Annotated in this window: 16 protein-coding genes; 13 read left to right on the top strand and 3 right to left on the bottom strand. The window is 53.4% G+C overall.

Going from position 1 to position 21,749, the window contains the following annotated elements:
* The first annotated feature begins 160 nt into the window (after nt 1-160).
* The 4 genes from ABE504_RS08285 (at nt 161) to ABE504_RS08270 (ending at nt 4,764) form a co-directional block, all read left to right on the top strand.
* Complete coding sequence (locus ABE504_RS08285) at nt 161-1,513, top strand: ABC transporter substrate-binding protein (protein WP_430086955.1); 1,353 nt, start codon at nt 161-163, stop codon at nt 1,511-1,513.
* Nucleotides 1,514-1,602: 89 nt separating this feature from the next.
* Nucleotides 1,603-2,487, top strand: a complete 885-nt coding sequence (locus tag ABE504_RS08280; protein ID WP_430087434.1) for a carbohydrate ABC transporter permease — start codon at nt 1,603-1,605, stop codon at nt 2,485-2,487.
* Between the two features lie 12 nt (nt 2,488-2,499).
* On the top strand, nt 2,500-3,378 hold the full coding sequence (locus ABE504_RS08275) for a carbohydrate ABC transporter permease (RefSeq protein WP_430086952.1): 879 nt from the start codon (nt 2,500-2,502) through the stop codon (nt 3,376-3,378).
* Nucleotides 3,379-3,411: 33 nt separating this feature from the next.
* A complete protein-coding gene (locus ABE504_RS08270) occupies nt 3,412-4,764 on the top strand; it encodes a sulfatase-like hydrolase/transferase (protein WP_430086949.1) in 1,353 nt (450 codons plus the stop codon).
* Nucleotides 4,765-4,842: 78 nt separating this feature from the next.
* Here the strand turns inward: ABE504_RS08270 and ABE504_RS08265 are convergent, their stop codons facing one another.
* Complete coding sequence (locus tag ABE504_RS08265; RefSeq protein WP_430086946.1) at nt 4,843-5,667, bottom strand: sugar phosphate isomerase/epimerase family protein; 825 nt, start codon at nt 5,665-5,667, stop codon at nt 4,843-4,845.
* A complete protein-coding gene (locus ABE504_RS08260; protein WP_430086943.1) occupies nt 5,664-6,719 on the bottom strand; it encodes a Gfo/Idh/MocA family protein in 1,056 nt (351 codons plus the stop codon). The genes ABE504_RS08265 and ABE504_RS08260 overlap by 4 nt, the downstream gene beginning before the upstream one ends.
* 112 nt (nt 6,720-6,831) lie before the next feature.
* On the opposite strand from ABE504_RS08260, the gene ABE504_RS08255 reads away from it, so the two are divergent.
* Nucleotides 6,832-7,701: an AraC family transcriptional regulator gene (locus tag ABE504_RS08255; protein ID WP_430086940.1), complete on the top strand. Its 870-nt coding sequence runs from the start codon at nt 6,832-6,834 to the stop codon at nt 7,699-7,701.
* A gap of 48 nt (nt 7,702-7,749) precedes the next feature.
* Here the strand turns inward: ABE504_RS08255 and ABE504_RS08250 are convergent, their stop codons facing one another.
* Nucleotides 7,750-10,077 carry a helix-turn-helix domain-containing protein gene (locus ABE504_RS08250; protein ID WP_430087433.1) on the bottom strand — a complete coding sequence of 776 codons (2,328 nt, stop codon included), beginning with the start codon at nt 10,075-10,077 and terminating at the stop codon, nt 7,750-7,752.
* Nucleotides 10,078-10,306: 229 nt separating this feature from the next.
* Here ABE504_RS08250 and ABE504_RS08245 point away from each other — a divergent pair, with 229 nt between their 5' ends.
* The 8 genes from ABE504_RS08245 (at nt 10,307) to ABE504_RS08210 (ending at nt 21,698) form a co-directional block, all read left to right on the top strand.
* Complete coding sequence (locus ABE504_RS08245; RefSeq protein WP_430086937.1) at nt 10,307-11,623, top strand: ABC transporter substrate-binding protein; 1,317 nt, start codon at nt 10,307-10,309, stop codon at nt 11,621-11,623.
* Nucleotides 11,624-11,705: 82 nt separating this feature from the next.
* Nucleotides 11,706-12,668 (top strand): carbohydrate ABC transporter permease, encoded by a 963-nt coding sequence (locus ABE504_RS08240; RefSeq protein ID WP_430086934.1) that lies wholly within the window; start codon nt 11,706-11,708, stop codon nt 12,666-12,668.
* Nucleotides 12,628-13,479: a carbohydrate ABC transporter permease gene (locus tag ABE504_RS08235; protein WP_430086932.1), complete on the top strand. Its 852-nt coding sequence runs from the start codon at nt 12,628-12,630 to the stop codon at nt 13,477-13,479. Before ABE504_RS08240 ends, ABE504_RS08235 begins: the two co-directional genes overlap by 41 nt.
* A gap of 174 nt (nt 13,480-13,653) precedes the next feature.
* On the top strand, nt 13,654-15,180 hold the full coding sequence (locus ABE504_RS08230) for a sulfatase-like hydrolase/transferase (protein ID WP_430086929.1): 1,527 nt from the start codon (nt 13,654-13,656) through the stop codon (nt 15,178-15,180).
* A 30-nt stretch (nt 15,181-15,210) separates the two neighbouring features.
* Entirely contained in the window at nt 15,211-16,641 is a 1,431-nt protein-coding gene (locus tag ABE504_RS08225) for a sulfatase family protein (protein WP_430086926.1), read from the top strand.
* A gap of 36 nt (nt 16,642-16,677) precedes the next feature.
* Nucleotides 16,678-18,930 carry a helix-turn-helix domain-containing protein gene (locus ABE504_RS08220; protein ID WP_430086924.1) on the top strand — a complete coding sequence of 751 codons (2,253 nt, stop codon included), beginning with the start codon at nt 16,678-16,680 and terminating at the stop codon, nt 18,928-18,930.
* A gap of 891 nt (nt 18,931-19,821) precedes the next feature.
* The gene (locus tag ABE504_RS08215; RefSeq protein ID WP_430086921.1) at nt 19,822-20,793 is read left to right on the top strand and encodes an ABC transporter permease; all 972 of its coding nucleotides are present in this window, start codon (nt 19,822-19,824) and stop codon (nt 20,791-20,793) included.
* A gap of 17 nt (nt 20,794-20,810) precedes the next feature.
* Nucleotides 20,811-21,698: a carbohydrate ABC transporter permease gene (locus ABE504_RS08210; protein WP_430086918.1), complete on the top strand. Its 888-nt coding sequence runs from the start codon at nt 20,811-20,813 to the stop codon at nt 21,696-21,698.
* The last annotated feature ends 51 nt before the right edge of the window (nt 21,699-21,749 follow it).

Here is a 21,749-nt window from a genome sequence, read left to right as displayed (position 1 = left end):
TCAGATCCTTCTTCTTTCGAACAAGAATGAAGGGTCTTTTTGTACGAATTCATGACAAAAGGTGCCGAAGAAAAGAACAAAAATCGATGCGACGCCCCCCTATAATTAGGGTACGGCAGCAAGGAAAGCCGAAAAAAACAACAAAAAGGCAGGGAAGCGCATGAAAGCACGGGGGAAAATGGCAGTAGGCGCGACAGCGCTCAGTTTCATGATGATGCTGACAGCTTGCGGATCAGATACGGGCTCCGTGGCGGGGACGACAGGCTCGGCTGCGCCAAGCGGCGGTGCTGAAGGAGCGAAAAGCGGCAAGCAGGTTGAAATCTCGTTTGCCAACTGGATCTCGGTCGAGGACGGTACGAAAGAAGCGTATAACCAACTGATCGCCGAGTTTGAAAAGACGCATCCGAACATTAAAGTGAAATCGATCGGCATTCCATTCGCCCAGTTCAAGGATCAGGTGCTCGTCAGCTCGGCCGGGGGCAATCCGCCGGATGTGACGATGTCCAACCAGAACTTTACGCCGGCTTTTGTCGGCGCGAAAATTGCGGATCCACTGAACGATCTGCTTGGCGGAGATATGATGAGCGACATCGTGGACGGCAGCAAAGCTGGGGTCACGTTCGACGGCAAAGTGATGGCGATGCCGTGGGCGCCGCATCCGAGCGCGTTGTTCTGGAACAAGACGTTGTTCAAGAAAGCGGGGCTGGATCCGGAGAAACCGCCGACAACATGGGACGAGATGATTCAGGATGCAAAGAAAATCGCCGCTCTCGGCAAAGACGAGAAAGGCACCCCGATCTACGGCATCGGCGAAACCGGCGCTTCCGACTCGTACACAGGCAACATGCTGCTGCGGATTGCGTATTCGTACGGCGGCAAGTTTGTCGATGACCAAGGCAGCATCATTTACGATCAAGGCACGGCGCTGAAGGATGCGCTCTCGTATATGAAAGACATGATCGGCGGCAAAATCTCCCCGAAAGGCGCGATGATGTCCGATCTTCGGCCGATGTTCGCCACCGGCGCGCTCGGCATGATTGTGGACGGCGACTTCGGCCGGACGAACTTCCGCAACATGAGCGGCAAGGGCGCAGAGTTTGATAAAGAGTGGGGAGTCACGACGGTTCCCGTTGGCAAAACCGGCAAAAGCGAAACGTTCTTCACGGAGCATCAGCTCGTCGTGTCGGCAGGCAGCAAGAACAAGCCAGAAGCGGCGGAGTTCGTGAAGTTCCTCGTTTCGAAGGAAGCAATGGGCATCTATCATAAGCTGAACGGCGTCATGTCTTCCCGCAAATCGATCGCGGCGCTGCCGGAAATGAACGAAGACACATATTCTAAAGTGTTTAACGAGCAGATGAAATCCGCGTCGCCGCTACCGGCTACGAATCCGAAGTTCGATAATGCGATGAAAAACTCGACAGATATGATCGTCATCGTAACCGAAGGCGGAAAAAGCCCGGACGAAGCGATTTCGACCGTCGTTCCGAAAATTAAAGAGCTGTACAAAAAATAGAGACCGGCATCAGGCGGAGGCGTGACTGTGACTGCGCTTTCGCCTTTCGTTTGCTATAGCTGAACAGGATGGAGGGAGAGAAAGTGAATATGAGGTTAACCCGGCATCATAAAAATATTATTTTCGCTACGGTGCTGCTGCTGCCGTCGATCGCCTTGCTGGCGCTGACGATTATCAGCCCGCTGATCAAGTCTGTGCTCATGAGCTTTACCGATTACTCGCTGCTCTCGCCGGATAAGCATTGGAACGCTTTTGCCAATTACACCGAGCTGCTGCGCTCTGCCGAGTTTTATCATTCCTTGCGCGTTACGCTCGTTTACGTCGTCATTACAGTTATTCTCGATCTGATTCTCGGGATGGCGCTGGCGGTGGTGTTAAACCGGAACATTAAGTTCCGCGGCTTCTTCCGCAGTATCATTATGATCCCGTGGGCGATCCCAACGATTGTAACCGCACTCATTTTCATGTGGATTTATCAAGGGGATTACGGCGTGCTCAACTACACGCTCGTACACCTGGGAATTATCGATGCCAATATCAACTGGCTTCGCACGATGAGCGTGGCACTGCCGAGCATTATCGTCGTCGCCGTATTCCGGCAAACACCGCTCGTGTCGGTGATGCTGCTGGCAGGGCTGCAAGGCATTTCCGGCAGCTTGTATGAAGCGGCGCGCATTGACGGGGCGAGCAGCTGGCGCATTTTTACGAACATTACCCTGCCGATGCTCAAACCGGTCATTTCCAGCGTAACGTTGATCATGATCGTCAATAACTTTCAAATGTTTACGCTGTTCTTTACGCTGACCAATGGCGGTCCTGCTGGCAGCACCACCTCGCTGGCGATTATGACGTATTTTACCGCATTCTCGAAATATGAGATGGGCAAAGCTTCGGCGATTGGCGTCATCTGGCTCGTGCTGTTGTTCGCCTTTTCCATGATTTTCACACGTCTGACCAATCGGGACGATCGATAGGAGGTAAGCAGCTTGAATGCTATAACCAAAACAGTGCCGGTCGTTGGCGCGGCTGGCAAGAAGAAATCCAGAAACAGTGAGCTGGGCAGCTATCTATTTCTCGCGGCGATCCTCCTCTTCCTGATGTTCCCGGTTTATTGGATCGTCGTCACGTCCTTGCACACAAACGCGGAGCTGCTGCAGCTGCCGCCGAAATGGTTCCCGCTGCACCCGAATTTTGCAAGCTATCTCGAGATTTTGAAATCATCGGTGTTTCTCACCTTTTATAAAAATACATTGATTGTCGCTTCAGGCGCTACGATTGTCTGTATCTTTGTCTCGATTTTTGCCGGGTATGCGTTGTCCCGCTTCAAATTCAAAGGGGCCAACCTGCTGACATTGCTGTTCCTGTCCGCACAAATGTTTCCGACCGTCACGCTGGTGATCGGGCTTTATTCCCAGTATCAAGCGCTGCATCTGCTCAATACGCATTACGTGCTGATCCTGGCCTCGACCTCCACGTCGCTGCCGTTCTCCATCATGCTGATGCGGACGTTCTTCAACGGCATTTCCCGCGAGCTGGAGGAAGCGGCGGAAATTGACGGTGCGTCGCGGTTCAAAACACTGTTCACGGTCATCGTTCCACTGTCCAAGCCGGGCATTATGGCGATTGCGATCTATACGTTCCTCATTGCATGGGACGATTTCCTGTTCGGGCTGACGCTGGTTAGCGACATTGGCAAAAGAACGCTGAGCCCCGGCCTGTCTCTGACCTATCTAGGCGAGTACTCGGCCAACTGGTCGGGCGCGACGGCTGCGGCGGCTGCGGCGACGATTCCGCTGCTCATCGTCTTTATGTTCCTTCAGCGGTACATGGTGGAAGGATTGACCGCCGGCGGCGTCAAAGAATAAATACAACTGAGATTCAAGGAGGAGAAATCTATCGTGAGCAATCCGAAACGTCCGAATGTGATCGTTTTCTTTACCGACCAGCAGCGCTGGGATACGTCAGGCCTGCACGGCAACCCGATGGGGCTGATGCCGAACTTCGACCGCATGGCGCTGCAGGGCGCGCATTTCACGCATTCCTTTACGTGCCAGCCCGTGTGCGGACCGGCCAGATCGTGCTTGCAGACGGGGAAATACGCCACAACGACGGGCTGCTATGTCAACGGCATTCCGCTGCCGGAGGATGCGAGAACGTTGGCGCACCATTTTAACGAGGCGGGATACCATACGGGGTATATCGGCAAATGGCATCTGGCCCACGAGGAGCCGGTGCCGGCCTCGAAGCGCGGCGGCTACCAGGAATGGCTGGCGGCCGATGTGTTGGAATTCAGCTCGGATGCGTACCACACCGTGCTCTATAATAATGAAGAGGAAGCCGTCAAGCTGCCGGGCTACCGGGTCGATGCCATGACGGATGCGGCGATTCGGTACATCGACCGTCATCAGGACGACCCATTCTTCCTGTTCGTGTCGTACCTCGAGCCGCATCATCAGAACCATCGCGACGATTATCCGGCGCCGGAAGGCTACGCCGAGCGGTACCGGGGCGGGTGGATCCCGCCGGATCTGGCGGCGCTGGGCGGCACGACGCATGAGCATATCGCCGGCTATTACGGTATGGTCAAGCGGCTGGACGAGGCGCTCGGCCGGGTGCTCGACGCGCTCAAGTCGCTGGAGCTGGACGAGAACACCATCGTGCTCTTCACGTCCGATCACGGCAATCATTTCAAAACGCGCAACGGTGAATATAAGCGTTCCGGCCACGATGCGTCGCTTCGTGTGCCGACCGCGATCACGGGGCCGGGCTTCTTCGGCGGCCGACAAGTGCGCGAGCTGGTCAGCTTGATCGATTTGCCGCCGACGCTGCTGGACGCTGCTGGCATACCAGTACCGGCCGAGATGCAGGGCCGCTCCATGCTGCCGCTCGTGCGCGGCACGGCGGAGGCTTGGCCGGAGGAAGCATTCGCGCAGATCAGCGAATCCGAGGTCGGCCGCGTCGTTCGCACGAAGCGCTGGAAGTACGGCGTCACCGCGCCGGACCGAAATGCGTTCACGGACGCAGGCTCCGACCGTTATGAGGAAAGCTATCTGTACGATTTGCTTTCCGATCCGTACGAGCTGCGCAACCTCATCGGCGTCGCTTCGCACCGCGAGGTCGCGGATGCCATGAAGGCGAGGCTGCTCCGCCGCATGGCGGAAGCGGGTGAGCCGACCGTGCCGGAGATTGTGCCGGCACCGGTCATCGAAGCCGGACAGCGCAGCGTGAGCGCAAGCGAAGTGAACAGTTGAAGTTTTCATAGATAAAAATGCTCTCCAGGATAGGCAGATTAGATATACCAACTGCATATCCTGGAGAGCATGTCTTTTTTAGCTGAATCCGCGCAGATAAGCCAATTCCTTGGCCGCTGAGCCCCAGTAATCGTCGCCAAACCACTCGACGGCCGTAAAGCCGCGATAGCCAATTGCCCATAAGGCGTGCAGGAACGGCTCAACTGCCATGTCCCCTTCGGTGAGCAGCTTGCCATAGCTGACCTTGCCCTCCGGGGAGTGAGAGCCATTTTTCAAATGGACATTAACGGTGTAGGGGTATAGCAGCGGCAGCGCCTCAAGCGGCTCCTCTCCCATATGGAACAAGTTATAAATATCCAGAATGACGCGAACATTATCGCGATCTACCTGGCGAATCATCTCAAGCGTCGTCTTTGTCGTATCTGTCAATTGCCCGTGGTGGGTTTCCAGCAAAATTATAACGCCATGGGGGCTGGCGGCATCGGCCATCCGTCTGACCCCCGCTACAGCTCGCTCCCACTGCTCCTCGGAAGCCTCCTCCGAGGCGACCCAGTCCACAAACATTCGCACGCCCGGTCTGCCGATTTCGGCTGCCCACTCGCTAAGCTCGGCGGCTAATGCTACAGCAGCGTCAGCGGCTGCCGGTTCGATGACTTCGGCTCTCGAGGCAATGGTCGTGACCCGTAAGCCGCGTGCCGAAAGATTGGCTGCTACAGAGGCCAGATTCCCGCCGTTGTTCAAATACGTCCGCAAGTGCTCGTCCCATAGCTCTACGCCATCAAAGCCTAGCTTGGCAGCGCCGTCGAGGAAGGAAACGAGATCGCATGCGCGATTTCCCGTGCTGCACAATGAAACTAAAAATGGAATGTTCGAGGAACTGCTTTTCGATTCATAAGCGGTCATGATATGCCAACCTCCACCAGTCGTTTTTCCTTGGCTGAGCGGTAAACAGCATCAACGAGCCGCATATCCCGGAGTCCTACCTCGACCGGAATGGGAGCGGGACGTCCAGCTTGAATCGCTTGAACAAAAGCAACATGCTGATCGTAAGGATTGTGCGCCATATTAATTTTGGTCATTGTGAAGTTCGGGAATGTGTAGGATTGTTTCGTCTGCGGCTGATTGTATGCGAATGTTTCTCCAATAAACGTATCATTCAGCATCAAATCTACTTGGTTATTATTGGTTACGGTAATATTTCCAGCTGTTCCATAAAGCTTCAAGATATAATCGTGACTGCAGTAGGACGCTTCCAACGTACCCATTGCACCTCGCTCAAAATAACAAACCGTAACCGTCATATCATCCCCGCCGATATTCGGACTCCGACGATTATGACTCATCGCCATCACATCACGAATGGTATCGCCGATGAGCCATTGCGCCATATTCATCGGGTGAACGGCGAGCTGAATAAAAGCGCCTCCCCCTGTTTTTTCCAGTGAGCTTCTCCATGTCCCAGGAGGCGCTTTGATGCCGTGTGTGCTTGCACCGCGGCAATACACGCTGGCGATTTGCCCGATAAGACCGGCATCCACCATTTTTTTAATATCATAATAAATCGGATTATCAAAATAGCTCATGTACATGCCCGCTGTCTTGCCAGCACGCCGAGCTGTTTCCACAATCGCTTCCGCCTCTTCAACTGTTGTTGTCATCGGTTTCTGAAGCAGCACATGCTTGCCGGCTTCCAGCGCCGCAATCGCCTGCGAGGCATGCATAAAGTTAGGCGTACTAATATCGAGCATGTCAATATCGGCTGACAGTGCATCCTCAAATGTCGTACTCCATCGCGCGATTTGTAAGTCGGCCGCGACCTGTCGGCATAGCTGCTCGTTCGTATCGACAACCATTGTCAGCTCAGCGCCCGGAATGGATGTATAAATATGGCGAAACTGTGCTGCCATTCCTCCACAGCCGATCAGCGCAATACGGATTGTTTTTTCTACTTCCATCTGAAATCCCCCTCCAATTCATACTAGCAAATAAACGATGTACGTAGTGTGATTAACTTGTGCTAAAATGTTGTTTAATTGCGGTATACAAAGAAAGCAGTGGAGGGACGCCATGCATTTTTTATATAGCCTCAGACTAAAACAGCGGGGTTTCATCTACAATTATGGGGTGAAATCCGACACGACCAGAGATTTTTTCCATGCCCATGAGGGAATGGAGTTTTTATATGTACACCAAGGACAGGGGCTTGTCATGATCAACAATCGGGTTTACACGATCGGACCTGGCTCCCTGATGTATTTCCAGCCGTTTCAAATGCATCGCATTCATATCACTTCGGATGAACAACATCCGTACATTCGCACCCTTATTGTGGCCGATCCGGATGAATGGGAGCGCTCGCTGACGGTTTTCCCGCGATTGCATCAATTTTTTACTGAGCTGTGGAAGAACGAATGTAAGGAGCAGGTGTTGACCGGAATGGATCAGAACGCCTACTTGCAGGCGTTGTTGAAGCAAATCGACAACCAACTGAGCAGCAGTCATACGGAGGAACGAAAGGAACGGTTTTATGCGGAAATGACTTCTTTTCTGCAAGTCATACGCGAAAGCTGGCATCAGGACAACCGCCGTATCGGTGTGGCTGCCCGAGGCCAGCATCATGTGGAGCATATAATGGCGTGGGTCGAAGCGAATTACAAGGAACCCTATCGCCTTGATCGGCTTGCCGCAGATCTGCATATGTCAGGCTATCACTTATCGCACTTGTTCCGCGAAGTGATGGGGACGACCATTACCGAATACATCACGGCCCGCCGTATGAAGGAAGCTTGCTTCCTGCTGCATGCCAGCTCCTCCCCGGTGCAGCGGATCGGCGAAGAAGTCGGATTTCCGAACTTCTCTTACTTTTGCCAAGCGTTCAAGAAAAAGATGGGCGTCACGCCGCATCAATATCGCATCCAGACCTATGAGCTGAAATAATGGTTCAAGCACCACAATTAAAAGCTGCTGGAGGCTGTTACGGACAAGCTACCGCGCCGCTTTCCGGAAGTCGCCGGGCGTGACGCCTTCATATCTTTTGAAAAAGCGGATAAAGCTATTGACATTGTTGTACCCGATGCTGGCTGCGATTTCATGAATCGTCATCTCCGACTCCATGAGCATCCCTTTGCTGACCTCGAGCCGTTTGATCGTCAAGTATTCCAACAGCGTTTTGCCCACTTCCTGTTTGAACATGCGGCTGAGGTAGGCGGGGTTCAGATTGACCTGATCGGCAATCATCTCTACCGACAAATCTTGATGGAAGTTGGCGTCCATATATGTGAGAACGGTATCAATATAAGCATTTTTCTTGGGCTGATGGAGCTTCAGCGCATCATCAATGCGCCGTACGATGCCGCTAATCCATTCGTGAATGGCATGAATCGTCTCTTTGGCCGCCAGCTCTCGGAACAGGTTATGGTTGGTGCCGAAGATGGCTTCCGTAGACATGTTAAGCTCGGCCAAACTGCGCAAAAGATCTTCAATAATTTGGCTGTACGCGCGGAAAATGACTTCTTCGCTGAGCTTGGTGCGCGCTTTGATCTGCCCATAGAGCTCATTCAGGCTGCCGATCGCTTCATCCACTTGGCCAGCCTTCAGAAAGTTCACCATATGCGTCGCAAAATGCGGCGGCAAGTAGAACTCCGAATCCGCTTCCTTCACCAGATCCTCATAGCACAGTACGGTGTTCGTGCCTGCGACGATTTTGGCGCGAATGACCTCCGAAGCTTCCTTATACGAATAATGCGCATCCATCAGCTGTCCGTAAGGGCTGCCGATGCCGATGGTGACTGACAGCTTGAGGAGCCGGTCAATGACGCTTTTCATCTGTTCGCCAAGCTGAATAAGCTCCGTTTTGACTTCCAGCGGCTGATCGTCGAGGTTGACCAGGAGCAGCAATTGATTCTCGTCCAGTTCAGCGGATAAGGCGGTATAGCGTTCAGCAGCTATTTCCTCGGCAATATTCATGATGGCGTATTTATACAAATTTTGATCCGTGACGGAATAACTGTCCACGAGCAGGCTGTAGTCGTCAATTTCAATCAGAAAAACAACATAGAGGCTGCGTGAGAAGTTCAGGTGCAAAAAGTCCAGTTTCCCCATAATTTCCGGCAGGGAGCTGTATTTATTGTTGACTAGTGCAAGTAGGAACCGCTCTCTCAGCACAGGCAGATTCATGTGAAACTGCTGCTCCCAAGCTTCATTCTTGCCGAGCACATGATCGAGCACGTGGGAAATCGTCTCGAGCTCGTTGCGCTGCGGAGCTGAGGGTCTGCCGGCCGAAGAGCTGCGCTGGTTGTAGGGAATCGTCTTTTTCAAGAGCAATTGAATCGGACTGACCATGCGTCTCGACATGACATAGGAAAGGACAACGCCGAGTCCAACGAGTACAATGAAGGCAGCCCAAGCAACGCTGCGAATATAGGAAAGCTTGGAGAGCAAATATTGGAGCGGCGTCTCGGTGACGATGCTCCAGCCATTGTGAAGCGTCCGGACGTAGGTCAGCAGATCCCGTTCCCTGCCTTGCTTTAGAATGCGATAGCCGATGTCCGCGGCGTCAAGCCGGCTTTCGCGAAACAGCGCTTGCACATGCGCCGGCTCGGGATGTTGAACGGCTGAGGAAGACACCAGGTTGCCCTCCGCATCCACAATATAGGTTGTCGTATGCTGGTTGCCTTCCATTTTCTGCAGCAGTCCGTTTAGGACGGATTCATGCATGTGTACCGCGAGCAGCGCTTGGAAGCCGGCCCGCTGAATCGGAACCTTGACGACATAGGTAACAATATTATCTAGATCGTAATTGTTGCCTGGACGGGAGGAGATCCAGATGCCGGAAGCGGGGGAGTCCGTGCCGGAAGGAATCCAGCTATCTTTGTCAGCACCTGTATAGGTGCGCGTGTAGCCGTCCGAGGCCAGAATCAGATTCGTATCCTTGGCGTAGAAATCGATGGATTGAATGGCCTGGTTGGCCGCTGCCGCCGTTTTCAGAATATCGCGGGCTTCATTGAGCAGAAACGGATTGTCCGGTTCGTTCAAAAAGCTTGTGATCCGTCCCTCAAGGCCGATGCGGATCGCAATCGATTGCATCTCCGCCACGGCGTTCTCCACCGAAGCGTTCTTTTGCTTGGAGGCGTGAATTGTCGCCTGGCTAAGCTCATTTTCCAAGGTCGATACGGTAAAACTGTAGGAAGCATAACTCAGCGCCGCGAGCGGGAGTACAATCACAATAAAATAGGAAGCAAAATAGGTCCAGAATAATTTGGGCAATTCCCGGATATACGTGCGGAGTTTCATTATCGCGTTCAGCGCTATCACCTGTTTCAAAATAGTAGTTCTATTATGCCACAAATGCTGGCTTTGAGGAGGGAATGCCCTTCAAAAGTCACGAATCGATGAGCAATGTCAGGAGTTGATGATGCGCAAAGTCAGGATTTATGCGCGTTCGTCGCGGATTGGCGATATACGAAAGAGGGGGCATGCCTCAATAATAGAGACAGATACGGCAACAACATAAATGGCTTCAACACAAAGGGAGGAACAAACAATGCATATGAAAAAAGCGGCAAGCCTGACGCTCTCGGCAGTATTAGTCATGGGGGCGCTGACCGCCTGCGGGGACAACACAGACACAGGAGGCGAAGCTTCCACAGCAGCCAACGCCGGCAAAAGCAATGAACCGATTAAACTGACATTCGCCTCATGGAGTATCAGCGAAGCAGCGACCAAAGGCGCGCTGGAAGAAATGGTGAAAAATTATGAAGCGAAAACGCCGAATGTCAAAATCGAATTTGTCGGAATTCCTTTCTCCGATATTAAACAGCAGACGTTTGTTATGGCTTCCACCGGCAACGCACCTGACATTATTCAAACGTTCCCAGCATGGTTCGGCTCCTATGCCGCTTCCGACATCATTACGCCGCTGGACGATCTGATGGGCAAAGCGTACGTCGACGATCTTATGCCGAGCTTTAAAGAAGATTTCTCGTACAACGGCAAGCTGATGGGCGTGCCTTGGGCGCCGACGCCGTACATTCTCTACTATAATAAAGAAATTTTCAAAAAAGCCGGCCTGCCAGACAAAGCGCCTGCCACGATGGATGAACTGCTTAAGGATGCGAAGATCATTGCCAATCTGAAAACCGACAGCGGTCAAAAAATTTACGGCTTCGGCGAGCCGACCGATAAATTGGCGATTAACGGTGAGATTGCGATGCGGAATCTGTACAGCTTCGGCGGCTCGATCCTGGATAAGGACGGCAAAGTGAACGCGAATACACCGGAAATGGTGAGCACGCTGAATTATTACAAAAATTTGGTGAAAGACGGCATCGGCCCATCCGGCGCCAAGCTTAAGGATCTCCGGAACTTGTTCTCCATCGGCCAATTGGGCATGTATGTGGACGGTAACTACGGCAAAGCCGTGTTCCGCAATCTGAGCGGCAAAGGCGAAGAGTTCGATAAAGTGTGGGGTGCGGCTCCGATTCCAGCAGGCACGACCGGCAAGAGTGTGTCCATCGGCGAGGCACATGGTCTGGTCATCTCGGCGGACTCCAAGCATAAGCAAGCGGCAGCCGATTTCATTAAATATTTGACGGATAAAGACGCCATCTCCATCTACCACAAACAGAACGATGTCATCTCCGCGCGCAAGTCGTTAAGCTCCATGTTCACCGAGAGCGAGTTTGACAAAGTGCTGATGCAGCAAATGAACAACATTCAGCCGCTGCCGAAAAATCATCCGGGCATGGAGCAAGCCTACATCGATATTGCCGATGCGCTCTTGAAAGTGTCGACCGATACCGCTCCACCGGAGAAAGCTGCGCAAGAGCTGGATGCGAAGCTGAAAACATCTTTGAAATAATCGACAACCATCTGGCGGGAGATTTCCTACGGCTATTCCGAAGGGGAGTCTCCCACCTTACCCGGATAGGAGTGACTACGGTATGAAAGGAAAAAGACTTTCAGAGCTTGCGAAGGATCGCGCTTTTTTACTCGTGTTGATTTTGCCGGCGATTGCGATGCTACTCTTTACGATTGGCATTCCGATCGTGAAGTCCATTTATATGAGCTTCTTTAAAGTATCGCTGCTCAGCATGAAGAGTCAACCTTGGAACAATTTTGCCAACTATAAAGAAATTTTGCAGGATGGGGAATTTTTCTCCGCGCTGCGCGTCACGTTAACGTATGTTGTCTGCATCGTCGGCGTCCAGTTTGTGCTGGGCATGTCGCTGGCGCTCATTCTGAACAGCTCGATACGGTTTAAAAAATTTTTCCGCACGCTCATTCTCATTCCGTGGATTGTACCGACGATTGTGTCGGCGCTGCTCTGGATGTGGTTGTTCCAGCCGCAATACGGCTTGATTAACTATGTGCTGCAGCAGTTCCACATCATCGACAAGCCACAGGAATGGTTAACGAATATGGATCTCGCGCTGCCTGCGGTCATCGTGACCGCGCTCTGGCGCCAACTGCCGTTCATGAGCACAATGCTGCTCGCGGGCATGCAGGGCATCTCTGAAGATATGTACGAAGCGGCGCGGATTGACGGCGCGAATCGCAGACAGATTTTGCTGAACATAACACTGCCTCTGCTGAAAAACAACATCAAGACGATAACGTTAATCTCCATCATCGAGAACTTCAAAATGTTCCCGCTCTTCTGGATCATGACGGGCGGCGGGCCACTGAACAAGACGACGACGCTCGCCATTTACAGCTATAAAGCGGCGTTCGTGCAGATGAATTTGGGCAAAGGCGCGGCCATCGGCGCACTGTGGCTCATAATTATGGTGATCATTTCCGGTCTCTACAACAAGCTGTTCGCATTGGGCGAAGATGCGCCAGCATCAGGAAAGGGGAAGAAGCATGCAAAAATCCGCGCTGTCAAGCAAAAGCAAGCTGCCTAATCTCGGACAGTACGTCGGGCTGCTCCTTTTCGTCCTGTTCCTCATCTTCCCGCTGTATTGGATGTTTGTCACGTCGTTTAAAGACAATTCCGTGCTCTTCAACATTCCGCCGGAGTGGGTGCCGAAGAAGCCCGTTCTGAGCCACTATGTGAAGCTGTTCTCGGACAACTATTTTGTGATCTATTACCGCAACAGTCTGTTCGTGAGCTTGAGCACGACACTGATCACGCTGCTGATCGCGATGTTTGCAGGTTACGGGTTCTCCCGGTTTCATTTTAAATTTAAAAATGCCCTGATGTTCGCGATCTTATCCACGCAGATGCTGCCGGTCGTTTCCTTGCTCATCGCGCTGTACGCGATGTACAAATCGTACGGCTTGCTCAATACACACGCGGGTCTGGTCATCGCCTTGACGACGGCTTCGCTGCCGTTCTCGATCTGGATGATCAAGGTGTTCTTCGACAACATCCCGCATTCGCTCGAAGAAGCAGCCAAAATCGACGGCTGCAGCCGGTTTGGGATATTGTTCCGCATTATTTTTCCGCTGTCGAAGCCAGGGATTTTCTCCGTCGGCATCTACACGTTCATCCTGTCGTGGGACGATTTGCTTTATTCGCTGACGCTCATCAACAAAGACAATTTGCGTACGCTGAATCCGGGCATTTCGATCCGGTACATGGGCGAGGTGGCCTATGACTGGGCAAATATTATGACAGTATGCGTGACGGCGACGATTCCGATCGTGATTTTATTTCTGTTCTTCCAAAAGTACATGGTGGCTGGCTTGACCGCTGGAGCCGTCAAAGAATAAGCATAACGGAGAAAACCCGTGATTGCGCAGTCGAGAGACTGCCTGTCGCAGGTTTTATTCGGTTTATCAACGAAATGGAAGCGTTTCCAATCGTGAGATATTTCGCATATACCCCTCCCATAGCCCATTGTTTACACTAGATGTAGCTGTTTTTTAATGTATGGAGGAAACAACATGACTGCATCTGCATCTTCAAGCAAACCGAACATTGTTATCATTATGAGCGACGAACAGAGCTGGGATACGCTGCGGTTTCACGGCAATCCTGCGGCGGTAACACCGAATCTGGACGCGCTCGCCGCAGCGGGAATGTCTCTGGATAGGTGCTACACACCTTATCCGCTTTGCTGTCCGGCCCGCGCCTCCTTGTGGAGCGGGCGCATGCCCCATGACCATCATGTCATGGGGAACTGGCGCCACATCCGCGCGGACATCGCGGACGACGGGCTCGTGAACCGGTTCCGCGACGCCGGTTACCACACCATCTATACCGGCAAATGGCATGTGCCGGGTACGTCACCGGATCGGTACGGCTTCACCGATCTATCAGCCATTCCGGCTTCGCCGGGGGGCATCGACCGCGGGAGATACATTCTCCCGTACCGCGAATATGCAGAGGCGAACGGTTATACGCTGCTGCCGAACAATATCGAAAACCTGACGGCGGCGGACGCCGAATTGCTGAAGCAGCCGGGCAAGGCGCCTTGCGGCCGGGCAGAGGTGGCACTGGAGCATTATCTGGAAGTGTGGCAGACGCAGCAGTTTCTGGCTGCGCTGGATCGACGCCCCGAGGATCAGCCGTTCTTCGCCGTCTGTTCGTTCAATGCGCCGCATTTTCCAATGGTCGTCCCAGCACCTTACGATACGCTGATTGCGCCGGAGGATGTGGTGCTGCCGCCGAATTTCCGGGCCGGACTGGAAGGTAAGCCGGCAGAAGTACTCGAATCCAGGTACTACAAGCATCTGGCGCATTGCGACGAGGGAGAGTGGCGGCGGTTCATCGCCCACTATCTGGGCTTCTGCACCTTGATCGACAATCAGGTCGGCGATATTGTGAGCGATTTACAAGCGAAGGGCCTTTATGACAACACGATCATCGTGTTCGTCTCCGATCACGGCGATATGATGGGCGCGCACGGACTGGTGGAGAAGGGCTTCTACCTCCACTATGAGGAGGCGCTGCGCGTGCCGCTCATTATCGCCGGCGCCGGCTGTGCGGCGGCGGGCAGCCAGTCGAACGCGCTCGTACAGTTGCACGACCTCGTGCCAACGCTGGCGGAACTCGCTGGCGTGCCGTTAGCGGCCGAGGCCGACATTGACGGACGCTCCTTCGCGGGCGTGGTCGCCGGCCGTACTGAGCAGCATCGCGACTGCGTGCTCGCCGAGACGTTCAAGTGGAATGGCGAGGAGAGCGGGAAGGGCGTGTACACGCCGCTAACCGGCTTTGATCCACAGACGGACAGCGTGAATCTTTCGATTCGGACGGCTGCTTGGACGTATATTTTCCGCTACCGGGATATTGAGGAACTGTATGAGGTTACGACGGACCCTTATGAAAATATGAACGCAGCGGGCAACCCGGCTTACGTGGAGCCGCTGCAGGCGATGCGCGGCATGCTGTACCAGAAGCTGAGCGCAGAGAGTCCGTTTCTCGCGAATCTGCTGCGAGACCGGCTGCTGCCGACGACGAATCAACGATAATATGACAACCTAAAGGAGACGATGATCCGCATGACAGCCCCTCATATTCTACTTATTACCGCCGATGAACTTCGGAAGGATTCGCTCAGCCTGTACGGCAACCTAGCGGTACAAACGCCGCATCTCGATCGGTTGGCGGCAAGCTCGATTCGTTTCGACCGCGCCTATACCGTCAGCCCTTGGTGTTTTCCATCCCGCTGCTCCATTGCCACGGGTCAATTCCCCCATAACACAGGGGCGTACAGCAATTTCCGCGACTGCGAGCTGCGCCCGGATATGCCGAATCTATTCAACGAGCTGCAAAAGAATGGCTACACGACGAGCGTTCACGGCAAATGCCACTTCATTCCTGTGCCTTACGACGCAACGCGGCCGGACATTACGCTGCCTTACGATCATTTCCGCGAGGCGTATATGCGGCTCGGCATCGAGCATCTTGATTTGCAGGACGATAAGCAAGTGTCGGTGTGGTTTTACGACGATTACGCCAAAGAGCTGGATCAGGCCGGTTATCTGGAGGCGTACCGCGACGCCACATGGGACGTGGAAGGGAACCGGAAGGTGTTCCCGTTTCCGGGGCCGGAAGAGTGGCATCCGGACAGCTGGGTAGGCCGGAAATCGGTTGAATATATTGAGCGTAATGACCTTGCGAAGCCAACGTTCACCTGGGTTTCCTTCAGCGGCCCGCACTATCCGTTCGATCCGCCGGCGTCTTATTTCAGCCGGGTCGATATGAGCCAGGATCAGCCAAGTGTGCTGTTGGACGGCGAGTTCAGCGATCCGAACCGTATCCATCACCGCAGCTACTATGGCAACGGCCGCGGCGTCGTGGACGGTGCGGGCCCGGCGCCAGGGAACGCTTGCGTCAATTACAGCGAAGCGTACTGGCATGAGCTGCGCCGAAGCTATTACGCCAACGTCGCCCTGATCGACGATCAGATCGGGCATATTTTGGCGGCGGCCGAGGCGAAATACGGCAGCAATCTGCTCGTTATTTTTACGGCGGATCACGGCGAAATGCTTGGCAACCACGGCATGTGGGGCAAAGGTGATTGTGCTTACGAGGACGTGCTGAACGTGCCGCTCATCGTGCGGTATCCGGGCGAGCACGAAGGGACGGCAACGGCTGCGCCGGTGATGCTGACGGACATCATGGCGACATGCCTGCGCACAGCAGGCGCCGAAGTGCCGCCGACGGACGGGCGCGATTTTCAGGAAAGCATCGCTTGCGGCGGCTACGCTTACACGTACAGCGAAGGAGAAGGATTCGCCACGGTCTGTGACGGGCGCTTCAAATATGTGCATGTCGTCAAAATGGGCAGAGAATTCTATGAACTTTTTGACTTGGCGAACGATCCGCAAGAGTTTTATAATGTCATAGACGCGATGGAGCATATCGCGGTCGTGGCCGAGCTGCGCAAGCAGTTAAGCAACCTATTTATGAAGAAGCTGCTCGCCTAGCGGTCAGTCATTTCAAGACGAACGGGAGTGAACACCATGAGAAAGCGAAGTTTGCTGTACAAATACCTGCTCTCCTATTTGCTGATCGGATTCATTCCCGTCATCCTGCTTGGCTGCGTCCTGTACATGAATTCGGTAAGCCAGTTTCAGAAGGAAATTACAAGCTTTCATATGAACAAGCTGGAGCAGGCGCAGCTGGATCTCGATACCGGCATCGCCAACCTGCAGAAAGTCGCTTTGCAGATTTCCATGGATAGCAAGTTGTCGCCGTATTTTGTCAGTGAAGGCTACCGTGCGATTGAAACGACGGCCGAGATTAAAAAATTTCGGAACGGCAATCCGCTGATTCGCGAAATTTTCCTGTATTACCGTGGGACGGATCTGCTGCATACTTCATCGGGCAGCTATTCCACGGATTCGTTCAAAGAATATATGTTCAATGATTTCGGCTGGGATAAGATGTATTTTCTGAATCAGCTGAACGCAGCCACGACACAGAGCATTGAAAGCGCTGTTTCCGAAGACGGGCACGGCGCATTCTCTGGGAGCAACACGATCGCCATGTTCGTGCCGATTCCGCTGTACTCGTCGAATCCGCTTGGCGTCGTAGCGATTGCGCTTGAGGCTTCGACGCTGACGGATACTGTGCAGCAGGTGGTTGGGAATTCGAACAGCGATACGTTTATTTTGGATGAAGCGGGCAAATTCCTGTCTGTCGATAATAAGAGCATCAGCATCTCGTTGGCACAGCTAACAGAGCTCATGCAGGAGCATCAGACGCCTGGCATGTACGATTTTACGTATGACGGCGAGCTGTACATGTACCTGGTGGCCCGGTCGGAGAAGACACATTGGAGCCTGATCTCGATTGTGCCGAAAAATGACATCTTCCACAGCGTAAATCAGCTGCGCACGTTTATGATCGTCATTCTGGCAGCCGTTGCTTTGGCTGCCGTGCTCGGCGCCATCTATATGAGCCGGCGCAATTATGCGCCGATTCGCAAGCTGCTGTTCAACATTTCCGCCATAGCCCGTCCGGGCGAACCGTCCGAACAGCCGAAAGGCGAATGGGAAGTTATTCAGCACACCGTGGATCATACGATGGAAACGAATCGGCAGCTGGCGACCAAGCTGCATGAGCAAGGGCCATTGATTGAAGAGCTCTGGTATTCCAGGCTGCTGGACGGCACCCCGCTCGAAGCGCCGGAGTTGGTGCAGATCAAACAGCTTGCGGGCTGGAAAGGGCATAAGTACGTGGTTGCTTATGTCCATTTTCAAAGCCGCAGCGAGATGGAACCGGCCACGCGCGAAGCGCTCGCCACCGCGTACGAGACGATCACCTTCGCCGGCGGACAGGGCAAGGGCGTCGAGCTGCATCAGGAAGATGCCGTCGCGTTCATCGTCTCGCTGGAGAACGTGATGGAAGGCAAGCGCATGCTGGCGCAGAAGCTGAGCGAACGCAACGAGCTGGCCGCGATGCGTTACCCTGTGCAGCCGATCGTCGGCATCGGAGGGATCTACGACGATTTGGCGGATATTCATCGCTCCTTGATGGAAGCGAAAGGCGTTATTCAATATTTTCCGCATCAGGACAGCGCACGTGCGATCTTCTTCGATGAGTTTTTCTCGACGTCGCAGGATCAGTTCTGGTATCCGCTCGAGGAGCAGGTGCGTTTGTCGCAATGTCTGCTCCACGGGGATGCCGCACTTGCAGAAGAAACGATCCGGCAGTTGTTCGCGCGCATCGCCGTCATGGATCAATCGCTGGATATGGTGCGCTGCATCTACTACGATATGATCAATATGGTGATTAAAACGGTGAACCAACTGCAAGCACGCGATCTGCAGGCAGACATTCGCAAGCTGCTGCAATTTCAGACCGTTGAGCAACTCGAGAATCGTTTGCTGACGCTGAGCGGGAAGCTGTGCGAGCATGCGCTGCAAGCCAAAAGCATGAAGAACGAGAACCTGATCGCCCAGATCGTCAGTTATATTGACGGGCATTTTGCGGATGCGTCGCTGTCGCTGGAGGCGGTGGCTGAGCATTTTGGCATGACGACTTCGTATCTCAGCAAAATGTTCAAGCAGGAAACGAACCTCACATTCACGGAGTATCTCAAGCAGCTGCGGCTAAAGGCGTTCAAAAAAGGGCTCGTGGAGACGGATCGCAGCATCAAGGATTTAGTGGTGGAGATCGGCTATTGGGACGTCCCGAGCTTTTCCCGCATGTTCAAGCAGGCGGAGGGGATGACGCCGGGGGACTACCGCAAGCAGCATGCGGCGGACTAGACGCTGGGGGAATACCACAAGTGGCATGCGGGGGGACCAGACGCCGGGGATTACAACAAGCAGCGTATTGCGGACTCCCCCTCCCCCGTTGATTCCTGTAAGTTGGATGATGAGAAGTAGAGTGGAAGGAAAAAGCTGTCTTTCGGCGCAGACCGGGGGATGGCTTTTTTGGGTGTACTTGCTGCTGATCGGGGAGTGGTTCTCGCCAGCGAGCATCCTGTCCTGATACGGAGCGGGGAGCGCAATCGGCGTTCGAATCGGGCCGCCCTGGCTAGAAGCCTGCAAAAAGGCAGGAATGTTCCTCTATTCCTTGCCGATCGGATGGAATGCCTGCAAAAAAGCAGGCATAATTGCCGCGGACCCTCTTTTGGAGTGGCTTCCGCCCCAAAAAACTGCTTTATCGCAGGCATTTTGCTAAAAACACCTACTGTGCGGAAGATTCCTGCCTTTTTGCAGGAATCTATGTGCCGAGCGCGCTCTCACCCCGACTGGTGTCTGAGCAGTAGCCAAATTTGCAGGAATTCGTGCGTCGAGCATCCCTCTACCCGCATAGGTGCCTAAGTAGTCGCTATAGTCGCAAGAATTATCTTGTCCATCACTATCACCGTCATCATTACTCTCTCCATCCCCATTACCATCCCATTACTCTTTCCATCACCATCACCATCCCATTACTCTCTCTCCATCACTCTCCCCGCCACCGCCCACCTCGCCCGCTACCGAAGCACCCTCCACGCCGCCGCGCAGCTCCGCAAAGGGTAAGAATGTGCGGCATCATCCTCATGTAAGCGTTTGCATCTCCTGTGTATTTTCACATATTTACGATTCACGCCCCTTTTCGGCATAATGCAATCATACAGCGAGCTAGCCGGAAGGAGGTGAACGACAACTATGAACGCATCACAAGGCAATACGGCTTCCCCGCACACCGGCGAATCCATATCCACGCTGAGCACGAAGCGCCGCTCCGGTTGGAGAGCGTACCTGCGCAACTATGATCTCTACCTAATGCTGGTGCCCGTGCTTGCGTATTACGTCATTTTTCAATTGCAGCCGATTTACGGACTGCAAATCGCTTTCAAAGACTTTTCGGCTTCGCTCGGCATTTGGGACAGCCCCTGGGTAGGCTTCGCGCACTTTGAGCGGTTCTTCTCTTCCTATTATTTTGGCCGGCTGCTCTCCAATACGATTGAAATCAGCTTGTACGCGCTGGTCGTCGGCTTTCCGATGCCGATTCTGCTGGCGCTGCTGCTGAACGAAGTCCGCTGGCTGAAACTCAAGAAGTTCATCCAAAACGTGACGTACTTCCCGCACTTCGTTTCCGTCATTGTCGTGGCGGGGATGATTAACGTGTTTACGTCGCCGGATGGACTGATCAACACCGTCGCTTCCTGGTTCGGAGCGGAGAAATCAAGCCTACTTACGAATCCTGCGTACTTCAAAACGATTTACGTCATCTCGCACGTCTGGCAGCATACCGGCTGGAACGCGATCATTTACATCGCTGCGCTGGCCTCGATTAACCCGGAGCTGTACGAAGCGGCGACGATCGATGGCGCAAGTCGATTGAAACGTATTTTGCATGTTTCCTTGCCAGGCATTTTCTCCACGATTATCGTCCTGTTTATTTTGCAAATCGGCTCCCTGCTGGATGTAGGCTTTCAAAAGATTTTGCTGCTGCAGAACCCCCTCAATCTGGAGGCGAGCGACGTCATTTCGACGTATGTGTACCGCACCGGTATTTTGCAGGGCAACTACAGCTTGTCTACTGCCGTAGGTCTCTTCAATACGCTCATTAACGTGACGTTGCTCGTTACCGCGAACACGGTCATCAAGCGTTTCACGAAGAACAGTCTTTGGTAGAAAGGAGGAGGATGGCAATGAACCGAAGCAAAACGAACGATGCCGATTTCTGGTTTGGCCTTATCCTGTACGTCTTGATTGTGTTGATTACGCTCTTCGTGCTGCTGCCGCTCATTAATGTGCTCAGCAGTTCGTTCAGCGCCCCTTCGCTCGTCGCGCAGGGCAAGATTATGTTCTGGCCGGAAGGACTGACACTGAGCTCCTATCAAAAAGTATTCGAGAACCCCAGCGTGTGGACCGGCTATGGAAACACCTTGCTGTACACCGTGCTCGGCACGGCGATTAACGTCATCTTGACGGTGCTTGCGGCGTATCCGCTGTCGCGCACGGATTTGAAGGGCGGGAAGTTGATTTTTGGCGTGCTGATCTTTACGATGTATTTTCAGGGCGGTATGATTCCGACGTACCTCGTCGTGAAAAATCTCGGGATGGTCAATACCGTCTGGGCGATGGTGCTGCCCGGAGCAATCTCGACGTTCAATCTGATCGTCATGCGGACGTATTTCATCAATACGATGCCGAAAGAGCTGCAGGAATCCGCGTTCATCGACGGCTGCAGCAACACCCGCTATTTGTGGAGCATCGTGCTGCCGATTTGCAAACCGATTCTGGCCGTCATCGCGCTTTATTATTCGGTGTATCATTGGAATGACTTTTTTCAAGCGCTCATTTATCTCTCGGAACCGAGCAAATACCCGCTGCAGCTCGTGCTGCGCGACATTTTGATCTCGTCGAAGATCGACGATTTTGCTACACTCGATAACGGTTTTACCGATCGTTTGTTTCAAGCGGAAGGCATCAAATACGCCATCATTGTCGTGGCGAGCTTGCCGATGCTCATCTTGTACCCGTTCATGCAGCGTTTCTTTGTGAAAGGCGCATTGGTCGGTTCTGTAAAAGGCTAAAGGGACGCGGGACATCCGCGCCCTCACTAGGATCATTCCAGGGAGGTCATA

The sequence above is a fragment of the Paenibacillus oryzisoli genome (assembly GCF_050467285.1).
Classification (GTDB): Bacteria; Bacillota; Bacilli; order Paenibacillales; family NBRC-103111; genus Paenibacillus_E; species Paenibacillus_E oryzisoli_A.
Note: the sequence above shows the minus strand (reverse complement) of the source record. Positions and strands in the feature narration are given on the sequence as shown.

Coding starts and splice junctions, on each gene's coding strand:
- ABE504_RS08285 (WP_430086955.1), top strand. CDS start 161: ATGAAAGCACGGGGGAAAATGGCAGTAGGCGCGACAGCGCTCAGTTTC.
- ABE504_RS08280 (WP_430087434.1), top strand. CDS start 1,603: ATGAGGTTAACCCGGCATCATAAAAATATTATTTTCGCTACGGTGCTG.
- ABE504_RS08265 (WP_430086946.1), bottom strand. CDS start 5,667: ATGACCGCTTATGAATCGAAAAGCAGTTCCTCGAACATTCCATTTTTA.
- ABE504_RS08260 (WP_430086943.1), bottom strand. CDS start 6,719: ATGGAAGTAGAAAAAACAATCCGTATTGCGCTGATCGGCTGTGGAGGA.
- ABE504_RS08255 (WP_430086940.1), top strand. CDS start 6,832: ATGCATTTTTTATATAGCCTCAGACTAAAACAGCGGGGTTTCATCTAC.
- ABE504_RS08245 (WP_430086937.1), top strand. CDS start 10,307: ATGCATATGAAAAAAGCGGCAAGCCTGACGCTCTCGGCAGTATTAGTC.
- ABE504_RS08240 (WP_430086934.1), top strand. CDS start 11,706: ATGAAAGGAAAAAGACTTTCAGAGCTTGCGAAGGATCGCGCTTTTTTA.
- ABE504_RS08235 (WP_430086932.1), top strand. CDS start 12,628: ATGCAAAAATCCGCGCTGTCAAGCAAAAGCAAGCTGCCTAATCTCGGA.
- ABE504_RS08230 (WP_430086929.1), top strand. CDS start 13,654: ATGACTGCATCTGCATCTTCAAGCAAACCGAACATTGTTATCATTATG.
- ABE504_RS08225 (WP_430086926.1), top strand. CDS start 15,211: ATGACAGCCCCTCATATTCTACTTATTACCGCCGATGAACTTCGGAAG.
- ABE504_RS08220 (WP_430086924.1), top strand. CDS start 16,678: ATGAGAAAGCGAAGTTTGCTGTACAAATACCTGCTCTCCTATTTGCTG.
- ABE504_RS08215 (WP_430086921.1), top strand. CDS start 19,822: ATGAACGCATCACAAGGCAATACGGCTTCCCCGCACACCGGCGAATCC.
- ABE504_RS08210 (WP_430086918.1), top strand. CDS start 20,811: ATGAACCGAAGCAAAACGAACGATGCCGATTTCTGGTTTGGCCTTATC.